The sequence below is a fragment of the Enterobacter vonholyi genome (assembly GCF_008364555.1).
Classification (GTDB): Bacteria; Pseudomonadota; Gammaproteobacteria; order Enterobacterales; family Enterobacteriaceae; genus Enterobacter; species Enterobacter vonholyi.
Map to the genome: position 1 here is coordinate 156,050 of NZ_VTUC01000005.1, position 15,519 is coordinate 171,568.

The following is a 15,519-nucleotide window of genomic DNA, read 5'->3' on the forward strand; positions in this document are numbered from 1 at the left end:
TCAGGTAATGATGTGTTGCTGGTTAACAAGCTCGTCGTAGGTGGTCTGAACGCCATCAAGCGTAACGAGCGTGGTATTAGTGTAGGTGCCCCCTGCACCATCACGGTCGATGGAGATCACGGTATTGCCATTACTATTAGTGACATGGAGATAATTCCCGAGCGTCGCGGCGCTACCGTTCCAGCCCACCAGCAGATCGCCGATGTCGATCTTGTCGCCCTGCGCCAGCGAGAAGCCGGTCCAGTGATCGCCCGCGGCACTGCTGGTGTTACCCCCCGTACCGTTGCCCACCGTGCTGTTCAGCACCTGGTAAATCAGCGTATCGCCGTAGGCCGTACCGGTGATGGCGTCGTTATGCTCAGAGCTGATGAACTGCGGCGCCATATTGATGGTCAGCGTGGCGCTGTCCGTTCTTCCTGTAGAGTCGGTCAGGGTGTAGTTGAAGGTCTCCTTCGAGGTCATGGTTGAGAGCGATACCCCGCTGTTGAGGGTATAGGTGTAATGGCCGTCAGCGCCGATCGCCAGCGTGCCGTAGTGGCCGACAATATTCACCGTTGCGCTGCCGGTATACGGATCCAGCGTGGTGGTCACGCCGTTGTAGCCGGTCACGCTCAGACGGGTATCCACCGAGTGGAGCTGATCCAGCACGCCGCCGGAGTCGGTGCCGTCAAAGATATTGCCGTTGACGGTGTGGCTGCCGGTGACGTCGAAATTACTCAGCGAGTAGGTGGTGCCGTTCACGCTTGGGGTAATGGTGATGTTTCCGACGCTCAGCCCCGGGACGCTACCGGTAAAGTTCAGCGTATAGGTTCCGGCGTTGAGATCCAGCCCGGTCAGCGCGACGTCGATACTGCCGCCCAGCAGCGAGGCCCCGCTGAAGGAGCCGCTGCGGATCACGCCAGAGCCGTCGCTGATGGACCAGTTCACCGTCAACCCGGTCAGCGACAGCAGCGATGCCACGTTAAAATGCAGCGATGCGTTGTGCAGCGCGGTATTCGCGTCGACCACGAAGGTTCCGCTGCCGCTGCCCTGGGTTGACGAGAGAAGGGCCGTTGTCCAGCTGGCGGTGCCCACGGTCGTATCCGAATAGACCGACGTGTGATGTACCGAGGTAAGGTCCATCGTGGCGCTGACATCGTTCACCGCATTCATCGCCTGCGCGGTTGGGGTGATGTTGAGCGATGCCGTATCCTTCGAGCCGTCAGGCGCGGTAACGGTGTAGACGAAGGTATCCGGCGTGCTGATATGGTCCGCCCCCACGCCGCTTCTCAGGGTATAGGTGTACTGGCCGGACGAATTGATGGTCAGCGTGCCATATTCTCCCTGAATGGTGGTGGTTCCACTGCTGTTGACCGCCACGCCGTTCACTTCGGTAACCAGCGTGCCCGCTGGAACCGGATCATTCGCCAGCACGTCGCCCGTGGTGGTTTCGCTGATGCTCGCCACGCTGTAGACATGGTCCTGCAGGACGTTAAGCGTGTAGGCCGTCAGTACGGCGATCCCGGATGCGGTATTCAGCAGGAACAGATACTCCCCGGCAGGCAGGTTCAGCGTCAGCTGCGGTGACGTACCCCCCAGCACTGGAGCGCGCAGCCAGCCCGACTCGACGCGAACCTGCTCGAAGGTCTGGGTCGCATTGTTGAACTTATAGACGTACAGGTCGAACACCGACGCCAGCGCCACGCCGCCCACGGAGGCCTGGATGGTCATGGTGCGGGTCGTCCCTTCCTCCACGTTGTAGATGATCGGGTTGGTCATGTCGTCCAGCAGGTTAAGCCCCAGCGTGCTGCCGAGATTAATGCCCACCAGGGTAAAACCGTTCTGAGATGAGGCGCCGTTATTCACCTCACTCACGGTGGTGTCAAAGGTCAGCGAGGCCGTGTCGTCCACTGCCACAATGCCGTTGATTACCGTACCGGCACCCAGAGACAGCACCAGGTTCGCCGACGCGCTGACGCCGTTATGGGTGATGGTGTAGGTGAAGCTCTCCGTCCGGCCAACGACCGCAGCGCTGGTGTCGGTCAGGTTATAGGTATAGCTGCCGTCTCGGTTGATGGTCAGCGTACCGTATTTGCCCTGGATCACCGTGCCGTCGGCGTTCACGCTGGTGGTAACGCCCTGCGCGTTAGTAACCGTGGAGATAGTGGTTCCGGCCGGCGCGTTGTCGCTGCCGGCGGTCGGATCCGTATCAAGGATCACGTTGCCGTTGAGACTGGTATCGCCGGTAACCGTACCCGGACCGGTCTCTTTCACCGCCACGTCGAGGCTGGTGTAGGAGCCGGTTGCCAGCAGGTTGGTGTTATAGCTAAGCACGCGGTAGTTACCGTCGGCCAGCCCGGTCAGGTTCAGTGAGACGCCGGTAGCGCCGAGGGTCAGGAGATCGGCAAACTGCGGTTGGCCGGTATCCACCACGGTAGTCCAGACGCCGTTGACGTAGTGCTGAACTACCAGCTCAAGAGTGTTGAGCAGAGAGAGCACCGCCCCCGTAGCGTTAGCATTCACCACGATATCCGCGCTGCCGCCGTTGCCCACCGTGAAGTTCACCTGCGCCGTGTCATTGCCCAGCAGCGTCAGGACGTTGCCCACGGCGCCGACCAGCAGGAAGCCGTAGTCGCTGTACTGGCTGTTGGTCACGGTCGCCGTGGTGCTGAGGTTCAGCTCTTCAACGTTATTGCTGGCGGAGAGCGGCAACACCGGCGCAAGGACGGAGCCCGGCAGGGAGGTGTTGCCCGCGGCGTCGGTAGCGGTGATCTGCAGCGTCTGGCCTTCGATCTGTTTGTTAATGAAGGTGTAACTGTAGGTGCCGTTGTTGCCCGCAATCGCGGTCACCGTCGAGCCGTCCGCAAGGCGGATTGTGACGGTACTTCCCGCCTCCGCGCTCCCGGTCAGGACGCTACCGTCGGCGTTGAGGGTCCCGGTCGGCGCCGTTGGGGCGGTCGTATCGACGATAATCGTCGTCACACCTGACGCCGCGCTGGTGTTGCCTGCCGCATCGGTGGCCGTGGCGGTGAAGTTATGCGTGCCCTGCGTCAGCGTGGTGGTTTGCGGCAGGGTCCAGTTGCCGTTGCCATCGGCGGTCACCGTGCCGACCAGCGTAATACCATCGTAGATCCTGACCGTGGCATTCGCTTCGGCTGTCCCGCTTAGCGTTGGGCGCGTATCGTTGGTCGGATTCGTACCGGTCACCGGACCGATAACGCTGCCGACATCATCAATCACCGAACTGATGACCGGCGCGCCCGGCGCGAGGGTATCGACGTTAATCACATACCCGGCGGTAGGTGCGCTGGCGTTGCCCACCGCATCGGTGGCGGTAAAGGTCAACGTGTGCGCGCCGTTGCTCAGCGCCGGAGATGGCGTAAAGCTCCACGCGCCGCCGGTCGCCGTCACGCTGCCGATCTGTACGCCGTTATCAAAGATTTTCACCGTCGACCCGGCTTCCGCCGTGCCGCTGAGGGTTGGTTGCGCGTCGTTGGTGAACCCGCCGTTCGCAACCGGCGTCGCCGCATTGCCCACGTCATCCAGAATGCTGGTCAGCACCGGCAGCGCAGGCGGCGTGGTGTCGACGGTGAGGCTGAAGCTGGTGGAGGACACGCTGGTGTTGCCTGCCGCATCCGTTGCCTGCGCGGTGAAGCTGTGCGCGCCCGCTGTCAGCGTGGTGTTGAGCAAGATACTCCAGCTCCCGTTGCTATCCGCAGTGCCTGTTCCGACAAGCGTAGTTCCCTCATAGATTTTCACGGTGGCAAACGGTTCGCTGGTCCCGACAAGGCGCGGAACGGTATCGTCGGTTGCTTGCCCGGACGTCAGCGGGCCGGTGATGCTGCCCACGTCGTCTATCGCCTGGCTGATAACCGGCGCGTTTGGTGCCGCGGTATCAACAATCAGGGTAAAGCCCGGCGAGGTCGGGCTGACGTTGCCCGCTGCATCGGTGACCGTGGCGGTCCAGGTATGGCTGCCGTTGGCCAGCGGCGCTGATGGCGTAAAGCTCCATGCTCCGGTACCGTCCGCCTGAACGGTGCCGACCGGCTGCCCGTTCTCATAAACGGTGACCGTGGCGTTGGCGGTCGCGGTGCCGTTCAGCGTCGGCGTGGTGTCGTCGGTGCTCTGCCCCGAAGAGAGCGGAGTTTGAATGCTGCCCACGTTGTCACCCGCGGTCGAAATGATCGGCGCCGACGGCACGCCCGTATCCACCGTCAGGGTAAACGGCGTCGTCGTGCCGCCGGTATTGCCCGCCGCATCGGTGGCGTTGAAGGTGATGGCGTGTGGCCCTTCGCCCAGATCGGTACCCGGGGTAAAGGTCCAGCTGCCCTGGGCATTGACCACCGCTGTGCCAATTTCGTTGCCATCAACGATCACGTGCACGGTAGAACCCACTTCGCCCGTGCCGTTGAGGGTTGGACGCGCGTCGTTGGTGCTGTTACCCGACGTGAGCGTCCCGGTGACCGGACCGACATCGTCAATCACGCTGGTCACCACCGGTACGCCGGGGGCTGCGGTATCAATGGTAAAAGCGAAGACCGATGAGTTCGCCGAGGCGTTGCCTGCAGTATCCGTTGCATACGCGCGCAGGGAGTAGCTGCCGTCGCTCAGCGGCGCGGTCGGCGTAAAGGACCAGTTCCCGCTTCCGTCAACGGTCGTTGTACCAATCTGCGTGCCGTTATTCATGATGTGGATAGTGCTGCCCGCCAGCCCGGTGCCGCTGATGGTTGGGGTGCTGTCGTTGGTTACCTGGCCGCTGGTGAGGTTACCCTGGACGCCGCCAGGGACGTCGTCGTTCACATTATCCAGCGTCGGAACCGTCGGAGCGGTCAGGTCAACCACCACGCTCCAGGGAGCAGAGACCGCGCTGACGTTGCCCAGCGGGTCGGTCGCCCGGACGGTGAAGCTGTGCGAGCCTTCGCCGAGCGCGGTGTCAGGGGTAAACGTCCATGCGCCGGTGCCGTCAGCCGTTACCACGGCAATCTGGGTGCCGCCGTCGAAAATGGTCACCACGCTGTTTGCGTCCGCTGTCCCCGAAAGGGTTGGCGTGGCGTCGTTCGTTTCGCTGCCGCTGACCACCGTGGTGGCGGCGTTGCCGACATTATCCGTGACGTTGGTTATGACCGGCGTGGCGGAAACGGAGTCCACCACGACGGTGAAGCCCGCCGAAGGGCCGCTCTGATTCCCCGCAGGATCGGTCTCGCGGATGGTCAGGACATGGTTGCCCTCTGCCAGGGCGGGTGTGGTGTAGCTCCAGGTGCCGGTGTTGCCTACCAGCACGCTGCCCAGCAGCGTCCCGTTGTTGTAGATGGAGATGGTATCGCCCACCGCGCCGGTACCGGTGAGGGTCGGCTGGTTGTCGTTGGTGGTCTGGCCGCTGGTCAGCGGGCCGGTGCCCGGACCGACGTCGTCAATCACCGCGCCGATAGTTGGCGTGCCCGGAGCGGTGAGGTCGACGGTGACGCTGGCCGCCGGAGAGCGGCCGCTGGTCTGGCCGTTGAGGGTCGCAGTCACTTCAAAGGTGTGCAGCCCCTCGCCAAGCGCCGCCGGCGTATAGCTCCAGTTGCCGCTGCCGTCGGCGGTCACCGTCGTCAATGGCGTCGCGCTACCGTCCTGATAGATGGTAATCAGGCTGCCCGCTTCGGCCGTGCCGGTAAGCGTTGGCGTGGTGTCGTTGGTCGTTTTGCCTTTCACATCGCCAGTTACCGGATCCGCGTCATCGACGATCGCCGTGATGACGGGCACCTGCGGCAGCTCAAGCGACGAGTCGGTGACGACAAAAGGCACGCCCGCGCTGGCATTCCCTGCGGCGTCCGTAGCGTTCACGGTCAGCGTGGTCGGATCCAGCTGCGCCGGACTCAGCGCAATCGAGAAGCTGCCGTCGCTGCCGACAACGCCGGTACCAATGACCGTGCCACCGCTATCTTTCACGGTAATAGTACTTCCTATTTCACCTGTACCGGTCAGCGGCGTTCCTTCCTGAGCCAGAGCCATGTTGACCGGGTCGGCAGGCGCGGCAGTATCCACCGTCACGCTCAGCGGTACTGAATCACCGGAGGAATTACCCGCTGGATCGCTGAAAGAGACGGTGAACGTATGAGGACCATCCGGCAGCGTTGTACCGGCGGTCCAGCTCCAGCTGCCGTCCTGCTGTACCGTCACCGGCACTCCCGACGGGTTACCGTCTACGGAAACGATAACGGTGGTGCCGGGTTCACCGGTCCCGGTAAGGGTTGGCGTGCCGTCCTTCGTGTAGAGCACGTTACTGGACAGCTGGCTGTCGGCTACGGCACTAATGACGGGGATCTCAGGCGCAACGGTATCGAGCGTGACGGTAAAGACTGAACTCGGCGCGCTGAGGTTACCCGCTGCGTCCACTCCCACTACGGTAATGTTGAGCGGGCCGTCCGTTTGCGTGGGAAGCGTCAGGCTCCATTCTCCATTAGCCACCACGACACGACCCAGCTCGACGCCGTTGTTGTAGACGATCACCGTCTCACCGTTAACGCCGGTTCCTCCCACTGTCGGCGTGGTATCCGTAATGTAGCCTCCGTTCGGTTCACCGCCCACGGCGCTGATCGCTGGCGTAGCCGGTGCCAGGGTATCCACGACGATCGTAATCGCTGACGACGGGTCAGAGATGTTGCCCGCTTCATCGGTGGCGGTGGCGGTAAAGGCGTGGCTGCCCTCGGCAATGTCGCTGCCAGGACGCCAGCTCCAGTTGCCGCTGCTGTCTACCGTGACGGTGCCCACGACGGTCGATATGCCGTTGACGGTGTCAGTGATGTTGATGACATCGTTCGGCGTCCCGGTGCCGCTCAGGACCGGGCGCGGATCGTTGGTGGTTCCGCCATCGGGTACGGGGCCGGTGATCTGGGTGACGCTGTCGGTGACGGTCGGTGCCGCAGGCGTAGCCGGCGCCTCGGTATCAATGGTGATGGTAACCGGCTGCGACGGGGCGCTTTCGTTGCCCGTGCCGTCCACGTTGGTGACGGTCAGGGTGATGTCATAGGTACCGCCGGGCAGCGGGGTTGATGGTGTCCACGACCAGCTGCCGGTATTGTCCACGACAGCATCGCCGAGTTTGACGCCGTTGTTGTAGATCGTCACGGTATCGCCCGCCGTGCCGGTACCGCTCAGGGTTGGCGTGGTGTCGCGGGTGGTTTCGCCCGGGTTCAGCGTTGTTTCTGTTCCGTCAGGATTGACGGTGATGGCCGGCACGTCCGGCGTGACAGGCGCGACGGTATCTACCGTCAACACAAACGGGCTGGAGATGGTGGTATTGCCCGCGGCATCGGTGGCGTGAACCGTCAGCGAATGCGGGCCGTCGGTGAGTGGGGTAACGGGCGTAAAGCTCCAGCCGCCGTTGCCGTCGAGGGTGGCGGTGCCGAGCAGGGTGGTGCCGTCATAAACGGTGATCGTCGCATCAGCCGGAGCGGTGCCCTGCAGCTGCGGTTTGGTGTCATCCGTGGTATCGCCGCTGCTGAGCGGACCCTGAACGCTGCCGACGTCATCGGTCACGGTGCCGATGGTTGCCGCCACTGGTGGCGTGGTATCGACGGTCAGGGTGAAGCCGCCTGACGGCTGGCTGGTGTTACCCGCCGTATCGGTGGCGACAACGGTAAAGGTATGAGGCCCGCTGATAAGAGGCGTCGTGAGGGTATAGGTCCACGCGCCATTGTTGTCGACCGGAACCGTGACAAGATCGGTGCCATCGAGGCGGATGGTGACGGTTGAACCGGGTTCAGCCGTGCCGTTGAGCGTCGGCGTGGTGTCGTTAGTGCTGTCGTTAGGGTTGAGCGCGCCGAGGCGTTCCGGCACATCATCCACCACCTGGGTAATGATCGGGGCAGCAGGCGCCACGCTGTCAACCGTCAGAGTCCAGGTGTTGGAGACGCCGCTGGTGTTGCCTGCCGCATCGGTCGAGACGGCGGTAAGATCATGGGGGCCTTCACCGATCGGGGTGGAAGGGGTAAAGATCCATACGCCAAGGCCATTGGCGACGGTCGTACCAACAGCAACACCGTCCACGCGTACGGTGACAGTCGCGTTTGCTTCGGCGGTACCGCTGAGCGTCGGGGTGGTGTCGTTAGTGGTCCCATTCAGGTCGATCGCGCCGGTGCGCCCGGGGACATCGTCCACGACTTGTGAAATCAACGGGGCGCCAGGCGCCGTCCCGTCGACGTTAATTATCCAGGAGTCAGATAACCCGCTCGGGTTACCGGCGGGGTCCGTCGCCTTCGCCGTCAGCACGTACGTGCCATCGGTTAGCGGTGCGGGCGGCGTAAAGCTCCACAGGCCGGAAGAGGGAACAACCACCGTACCGAGGACATCGCTGCCGTTATAAATCGTGATGGTCGAGCCCGCTTCGCCCGTCCCGTTCACGGTCGGCGCCCGGTCGTTGGTGATCCCGTTCGGGCCCACGGGGCCGGTGGAGGCCTGTACGTCATCAATCACCGACACGATAACTGGCGTCTGCGGTGGAGTAATATCCGGTGCCGCCGCGGAGGTGGTAGGACTCGTGTTGCCTGCCGTGTCGGTGGCGTCAGCGGTCAGGATTTCGCCGTTGAGCTTCGGCGGGGTCAGCGTCAGGCTGAAGTTACCCTGACTATCGGCAACAACTGGAGTGCCAACGAGTGCGCCGCCTTCACGGATGGTCACCGTGCTGCCCGGCTCTGCTGTACCGCTGATGGTGCCGCCATCATTTGAAACCACGAGGTTTCCAGGGGCTAACGGCGGCGTGGTGTCCACGGTGAAGATGACAGGCTCTGAGGTCGCGCTCAGGTTTCCGGCGGCATCGGTTTCAGTAACGGTTATGGAGTGTGTCCCGTCCGGAAGCGGACCGTTCGGCGTTACGCTCCAGGTACCGTTGGGCAGCACCGTCGTTGTGCCAACCACCACGCCGTTATCGTAAATAGTGATGGTTCCGCCGGGCTCGCCCGTTCCCGCCAGGATCGGCAGTGAAGCATCGGTAGGCGCGCCCGACGTGATGGTTCCCTTGATAACGCCCGTATCGTCGGTCAGCACAATCGCGGTCGGGGCGTCCGGCGGAGTAAGATCCACCGTCAGGGTAAACACCGGCGAGGCAGGCCCGGTGTTGCCGGCAGCGTCGGTTGCCCGCACGGTAATCTGGTGAGTGCTTTCGCCCAGATCAACTGAAGGAGTAAAGGTCCAGGTGCCGTTGCTGGCGACGACCGCCGTACCAATGGCGATCCCGCCGTCATAAATCGTCACGGTCGAGCCCGCTTCACCGGTGCCGGTAAGCTGCGGGCGCTGATCGTTGGTGCTGCCACCGTTGCTGACTGCCCCCGTCTGTGGAGCCGTATCGTCAGTTACGCTGGTGATGGCTGGCGCATCGGGCGCAGTGGTGTCCGGGGCGGTAAGATTCGTGCCCGGGCTGGTATTCCCGGCGTTATCCGTCGCGGTGGCGGTCACCTGCTCGCCGTTGGTCAACGGCGTGTCGAGAGATACGGTAAAATTGCCATCGCTGCCCGTTTTTCCTGTGCCAATGACGTTACCGTTCGCGTCTTTCAGCGTGATGGTACTGCCGGGTTCTGCGGTACCGGTGACCGTTTTGCCATCTGAAGAAAACTTAAGGCCGGAAGGCGCGTTCGGCGCTGTCGTATCCGGATCGGCCGAATTGTTACTGCTGCCATTATCACCACCACCGCCGCCGGTGCTTGCCGCCGCCGCGATGCCGCCCGCAGCGGCAATCCCGCCCAGGGCCCATGGCCAGATGGCGGCACCACCGGCGTCGCTCCCGGAGGCCGCAAGCAGCATGTCCGTAGACGCGATGGATTCGTACGTGGCGGCTCCGGTTGGATCTTCAATCCACCATAAAGCGCCCTGGCTGTCCTGCAGCACCAGCTGGCTCACGCCCTGCGCGTCCGCGACGTAGAAATTTTTAAGGGTGATCACCTCGCCGGAGTGGAGCGTAACCAGCAGATCGTTACCATTTCGCGCGAAGTGGGAGACGCTCGCTCGCTCAACATGGAGCTCGACGACAGAGGAATGGCTCAGCGTAACCTGTGTGCCTTCCGTGGTCGTTTCCACGCCAGTAAGTTTTGAAATAACAGAGATTTGGCTCATTTAGGTATTACTCCAGCAGATGTGTCATGAACGGCGAGCAAGACGAGCCATCTCTGCAGAAGGTAAAGGGCGCCCCCGGCGCAGTCGCTGTTATAACGCAGCACTCACCGTCGTTTTTTGCGCGCACGATGCCCGCCAGAATTCAGAGTGGCAACATCAGAGCGAATCTAATGACTTATAAAAGAGAACAGTTTTTATGGGTGTTTTGCGTCTTATAAAACCCTGTATTTAATAGAGGAATTATTTTTCGGAATATAAAAATGATATAGACAGAAAACGATAGTTGTGCAACTTAAGCTTTCGTAAATAAGTGCCAAAACAATGAAGAGGGCATTAATACATGGGGGGTGTTAATAATTTAAATTGCATAACATATTGTTTTATATGCTTTTGTTTTTTCCTTTTGATGCTGATTATGAATATCATTAACGCAGTATGATAATTGGTAGGGGACATTTTCAATATAATGATCAACGTTGTTTTTTAAGCGTGCTTAATATGCATTTAAGTTAGGATAACATTTTTGATATAAAATATATTATATCACTCGTACAATGAAATATATTCTTGTGAGGGGTTAAAGTTCTGCTATCACGCGAAATGAATAGCGTTAAGGAAAGGGTAAAATAACCTGATTTATTTCCATTGCAGCTACGATGTCGGCATGATTTTGCGACAACAAAAAAATACGGGGAGAATGAATAAAAATCGTCAGTCGGGCGTTAACTGACGTCACTTCCTTCTTACCCTGGAGCTTTGTATGAACACGACCTCGTTTCGTTTGATCCCGGTGCTAATTTTTTCCCTGCTGTCCCCACTGGCGCTGGCCATGGGCAATAATAGTACCGAGAGCAAAACGCCCGATTGTCCTTCCGGACAGGTGTATGACAGCGCCACACAGAAATGCGTGCCGGACAAGAGCAGCAGCCTCAGCGATCAGGACAAAACCAACTATGCGTACCATCTTGCGAAGAAAGGAGAATACCAGGCGGCGCTGAACCTGCTTGATTCGCTGAAAAATGGCAATACGGCTGAAGCGTGGAACTACCGCGGGTTCGCCACGCGCAAACTGGGCCGCACGGACGAAGGGATTGGTTACTACCAGCGCGCGCTGGCTATCGCCCCGGATTATGCCAAAGCCCGGGAATATCTCGGTGAAGCGTGGATGGTAAAAGGACGCCCGGACCTCGCGAAAGAACAGCTGAAGGTGATTGCCGGTATTTGTGGCCAGTCCTGTGAGGAGTATCGCGACCTGCAGGCCGCTATCAACGGACATCCGGAATCCTGATTTTCTCGTGGAGGGAAAACACATCGCTACCCGTGAGGTTCGTCAACAGTTAGCCGCACACCTGCCGCGTCTCTGGCGGTATGGGCTGGTGCTGTCGCGAAACAGGGATATCGCCGAAGAGCTGGTTCAGTCCACCTGCGTGCGTGCGCTTGAAAGAAGCAGCCAGTATACGCCGGGCACACGCATAGACAGGTGGCTGTTCGCGATCCTTCACTCCATCTGGATCTCTGAACTTCGGGCACGACACGTGCGTCAGGGGCAGGGATTTGTGGCCAGCGACGAGCTTATGGCACCGGACACCCGTGAACAGGATGAGACACGCCTGCATTACCTTAAGGTGATGCAGCGCGTCAACGCGCTGCCTGAAGCCCAGCGCAACGCGGTATTTTTGGTTTATGTCGAAGGCTTTACCTACCAGGAGGCGGCAGACACTCTGGCGGTGCCGATCGGAACCGTGATGAGCCGGCTGGCGACGGCACGGGCTCGGCTTGCCAGATCCGCTGACGCACTGCCTCCGGTAAAGGAGAAACGCTCTTGAACGCGCACCGTTTTGTACCGCCCTATAACGACGACGCTATCGTGGCCTGGATAGATGGCGAGATGTGCCGCGCCGACGCGCAGCAGTTTGAAGAACAACTGAAAAATGACGAACGCCTCGCCGGGCGAACCGACGAACTGATGAAAAGCAGCCAGGATTACGCCGGGGCGTTTGCCTCCCTGCTGGATGACGCGCCTCTTGAGACAATGCAGGCGCGTCTGGCAGCTCTTCCCGATCCACAATCCTCCTCGCCGGTCGGCGTCAGCAGGCGGGCGCTGATTGCCGCATCGGTCAGCTTTTTGATGGTTGGCTCCGGTCTGGGCTACCTGCTGCGTCCCGCAGCTGCGCCTGCGGATGAGAATGCCCATATCCGCGACCTCGAAGCGCAATATATGTCCCTGTACAGCGTCGAGACGCTGCTGGATATGGACAGCGCGACGCCGGTCCTGCAGCGCGGGCTGGAACGGGCTGCGCAGGACATTGGCCTGAAGCTGAACATGTCGCAGCTTGTCCTTCAGGGGGCAGAGCTTAAAATGGTGCGCATGCTGCGCTATGAAACCACCTCGATCGCGCAGATTGCCTGGATCAACGCCGACTACGGCCCGATGGCGCTTTGTATCTCTCCTGTTGATGAAAAGGCGACGGCCTCGCTCCGCCAGGAGAAGCGGCACAGCATGAACCTGGCGTGGTGGCAGGATGCGGGCTACCAGTTTGTCCTGATTGGCCGCAACCCGCCGTCTCATCTGCGGGGAAACGCGGAGCAGCTACAGCGCCTGATCTCAGGATGACGGCACTTTATTCGTCTGAATCGCAATGGCAATGGCAATTCGATCGTCCACGACCAGGGCAAACTTATCCATTCCGTAGGACGCGCGCGAGATCGCCGTGGTGGCATCCAGCGTGAGGGCTTGCGCATGCGGGTTTTTCACGATGGCCTCCAGGATCACCGGACGGGCAATGTTTCGCACGGTCAGCGTGCCGAACACCCTGAACCGACCGTCGCCCTGGGCGACCACGCGAGAGCTGATGAACTCGATAGTCGGGTAACGCTCGGATTCAAAAAACATGTCGCTTTTGAGCTGCCAGGTGAGCAGCTTGTTTGAGGCTACGAGAGTCGCTACGGGAATGGTGACGTGAATATGATCGTCGACGTCGTTTTCCGGGTTGAGCGTTACGGCTCCCGTCACGCCGCTGAATGTCGCCCAGGAGAGGATGCCGCCGAAGGCATGCCACGACAGCCGAATGGCGGTGTTATCGGTGTCGATAATGTAGCTTTTCGGGGCAGCATGCAGGGAAGGGCATAACAGCAGAACGGCCAGAAAGGCCAAAAGGCGATACATAGTGGTTTCTCCGATAAATGCGCACTGCGTAAACGCCCGAGGTGCTAATTATATTCGAAGAAATAAAAAAGGCCGCAAGCGCGACCTTTTTGCGAGCATAAATATTTACTCAGTGACTTTCTTTTCCAGCTCGCTGGCACCTTCTTTGGTTTTGTTCCAGCCTTTCTCAGCGCCTTCTTTGGTGGCATCCCACCCTTTTTCGGTGCCTTCTTTGGTTTTATGCCAGGCTTTCTGGGAATCTTCGCTGACCTTGCTGCCAAAGCTTTCGCTTTTACCTTCCGCAGCATGCTTCTGTTTCAGCTTCAGCTCTTCACCTTTGTTCTGCTCTTCGTGCAGTTTTTGCTTCGCCTCGTTGGCGTTTGCGTTCGCCGCCGCGACGGTATCGTCAGTTGCATGTGTGGTCGCAGCAAATACTGGGGAAGCCAGCAGAACGGCAGATAATGCGATAATTGTTTTTTTCATAATATCCTCATTTAACGTTATCGGTTATGAGCGTGATTCAGCATGGCACAGGCGAAACGGGATGGCTTTAGGAAAAAACTGTAATGAGATCAACATGCCCCGATGAGGGGTATTTCGCCTGAGGATTATCCAAAGGATAAAACGCCTATTTCCGCGAGGGCGGCGAGGGTCAGGAGAATGAATATTATGACGGTTATGGGTCTGTACATGGTGGGGCTCCTTCCGGGGTGAGCGGCTATTCCGTAGCGCTGGGTGGTGTGGGTAATTTTGCACAGGAGGGGGTAGAGGGTGTTGATGTTTGTCAAAGGGATGGGGGAACGATGAGGTGATGGTACTGTAAAGCCCGCAGGGGTTGTACCGTGTGGGCTTTCTGGATTTCATCAGATAAATAGGGTTATCACCGAGGGGGATTCTGGTGGGCTATCTGGGTCTGCATAATTCTCAGGAACTTTTATCTCGCTCAGCAGAAAGCCTTTTCATTCGGTTAAATAATGACTTCAGCTTACGTTTTCCGACGCCGGTGTGGCAGAAATCGTTATGTACTTTTTCAGACCAGACTTCCGTTTAATGCCTTTTGGATCGGAAATAAAAGGAAGCCGCAGGCGAGGTGAATCTGATACTTTCAGTGTCCAGATATAATCCCCAATAAACCTGAAATCCACGCTATCGTCAGTGACCTGGAGATCCGCAAAAGCTCCTGTCGAGTACTCATTGCCCAAATGAACAATTTCTTTAAGCCCGTCATGAACGTCAATAAGGGCAATTGTCAGGGATTCTTCAAAAATAATGTCATCCGTCAGAAACAGGATATAACGCTGCTAATTAATCTGGACCGCTGCTTCAAGCACTTGCCCCGGTACAATAATGCCGGTGCTTTTACCATTGAGCACAACGTCAGATTGAGCCTGGGAAACATCGGTAGCTTCACTAACCTTAACCAATGTTATTGAATTAACCTGTTGCATAATCAATTCCACAAACGTCCCATTTCCCATGCGGCAAGCGCGCCGCCGACGAAGCCACCGATGAGCACGCAAACAGGTGCGCCTGGCCCACACATTAATCCCGCGATTGCACCACCTACGGCAGCACCGGCAATACCTGCACCATTAATCGCTATCTGTCTGCCTGATTCAGAAACCTTATCATCAGCGGCATAAATTTCGTAAACAGAAATCGCAATCGAAAGAACAATTAACCCCCTTGCAACGCGCGAGAGCTGCATCATTTTCATGTTTACTAGTGGGTTTGACTTGCCTGCGGATTCAACGATACCTGCATAGATCTGATTTTTTTTGTACTTCCGAAAGGTTGTTAAAATTTGCCTGTGGGCCGAAAAAAGTTTTCGCTTTTTTTGCTACCAACTCATTAAGCGTCTTACCCTCGCTTTTTATTCGTTCGGCCATTGCCCGTCCGAGTGGAGTACTGCGAGAGCGATTTGCTGCTGTTTCTCTGCAACTTCGGCCTGAATTTGCGGGTCAACCCCGTGGCTAATAGGGCAAGGTAATCCGCTCTTAACCCTAGGGCATCCGCAAGCGAAAGGGTAGGAAAAGCACCAAGTCCTATGATTGCCCTCTGTTTTGTTGCCGGACGTTGAAAGCGAAAGTGCCAGCGCTTTTTGCCACTGTTTTCACTATCAGGAAAAGCACGTCGCCATCATGCAGCGTTAGATCCTTCTCTAACGCTTTAGAGTGCATAATTTCAGTGGGTTCCGTGCCATCGTGGCCGTTCCTTCATGAATTGGTATGAATCGCCACGGGTTTAACAGACACCTCAGAGTCATTTAAGATGACTTAAAGAGAGGTGCCCATGAGCGGTAAGCG

8 protein-coding genes and 1 pseudogene are annotated in these 15,519 nt (G+C 58.8%); 3 read left to right on the top strand and 6 right to left on the bottom strand.

Features of this window, described 5'->3' with window-relative positions; translation table 11 throughout:
* Positions 1–10,068, bottom strand: a complete 10,068-nt coding sequence (locus tag F0319_RS08655) for a BapA/Bap/LapF family large adhesin (protein WP_149366687.1) — start codon at positions 10,066–10,068, stop codon at positions 1–3.
* Between the two features lie 760 nt (positions 10,069–10,828).
* On the opposite strand from F0319_RS08655, the gene F0319_RS08660 reads away from it, so the two are divergent.
* Genes F0319_RS08660 through F0319_RS08670 form a run of 3 tightly spaced genes read left to right on the top strand, consistent with a single transcriptional unit; the run spans position 10,829 to position 12,682 of the window.
* Positions 10,829–11,356, top strand: a complete 528-nt coding sequence (locus tag F0319_RS08660; protein WP_023294382.1) for a tetratricopeptide repeat protein — start codon at positions 10,829–10,831, stop codon at positions 11,354–11,356.
* A gap of 7 nt (positions 11,357–11,363) precedes the next feature.
* Positions 11,364–11,894 carry a sigma-70 family RNA polymerase sigma factor gene (locus F0319_RS08665; protein WP_133295001.1) on the top strand — a complete coding sequence of 177 codons (531 nt, stop codon included), beginning with the start codon at positions 11,364–11,366 and terminating at the stop codon, positions 11,892–11,894.
* Positions 11,891–12,682 carry an anti-sigma factor family protein gene (locus tag F0319_RS08670; protein ID WP_136195164.1) on the top strand — a complete coding sequence of 264 codons (792 nt, stop codon included), beginning with the start codon at positions 11,891–11,893 and terminating at the stop codon, positions 12,680–12,682. The genes F0319_RS08665 and F0319_RS08670 overlap by 4 nt, the downstream gene beginning before the upstream one ends.
* On the opposite strand, the gene F0319_RS08675 is transcribed toward F0319_RS08670, so the two are convergent.
* From F0319_RS08675 to F0319_RS08695, 5 genes and pseudogenes are all read right to left on the bottom strand, one after another.
* Positions 12,674–13,234, bottom strand: a complete 561-nt coding sequence (locus F0319_RS08675) for a YceI family protein (protein WP_115876103.1) — start codon at positions 13,232–13,234, stop codon at positions 12,674–12,676. The genes F0319_RS08670 and F0319_RS08675 overlap by 9 nt on opposite strands.
* Positions 13,235–13,339: 105 nt before the next feature.
* Complete coding sequence (locus F0319_RS08680; protein WP_008502540.1) at positions 13,340–13,696, bottom strand: hypothetical protein; 357 nt, start codon at positions 13,694–13,696, stop codon at positions 13,340–13,342.
* Positions 13,697–14,514: 818 nt separating this feature from the next.
* On the bottom strand, positions 14,515–14,661 hold the full coding sequence (locus F0319_RS22335) for a hypothetical protein (RefSeq protein ID WP_240168086.1): 147 nt from the start codon (positions 14,659–14,661) through the stop codon (positions 14,515–14,517).
* 2 nt (positions 14,662–14,663) lie between these two features.
* Positions 14,664–14,930 (bottom strand): hypothetical protein, encoded by a 267-nt coding sequence (locus F0319_RS22245; protein ID WP_188035092.1) that lies wholly within the window; start codon positions 14,928–14,930, stop codon positions 14,664–14,666.
* A 180-nt stretch (positions 14,931–15,110) separates the two neighbouring features.
* Positions 15,111–15,393: pseudogene (locus F0319_RS08695) on the bottom strand (integrase arm-type DNA-binding domain-containing protein); the annotation flags it as partial.
* Positions 15,394–15,519: the final 126 nt, after the last annotated feature.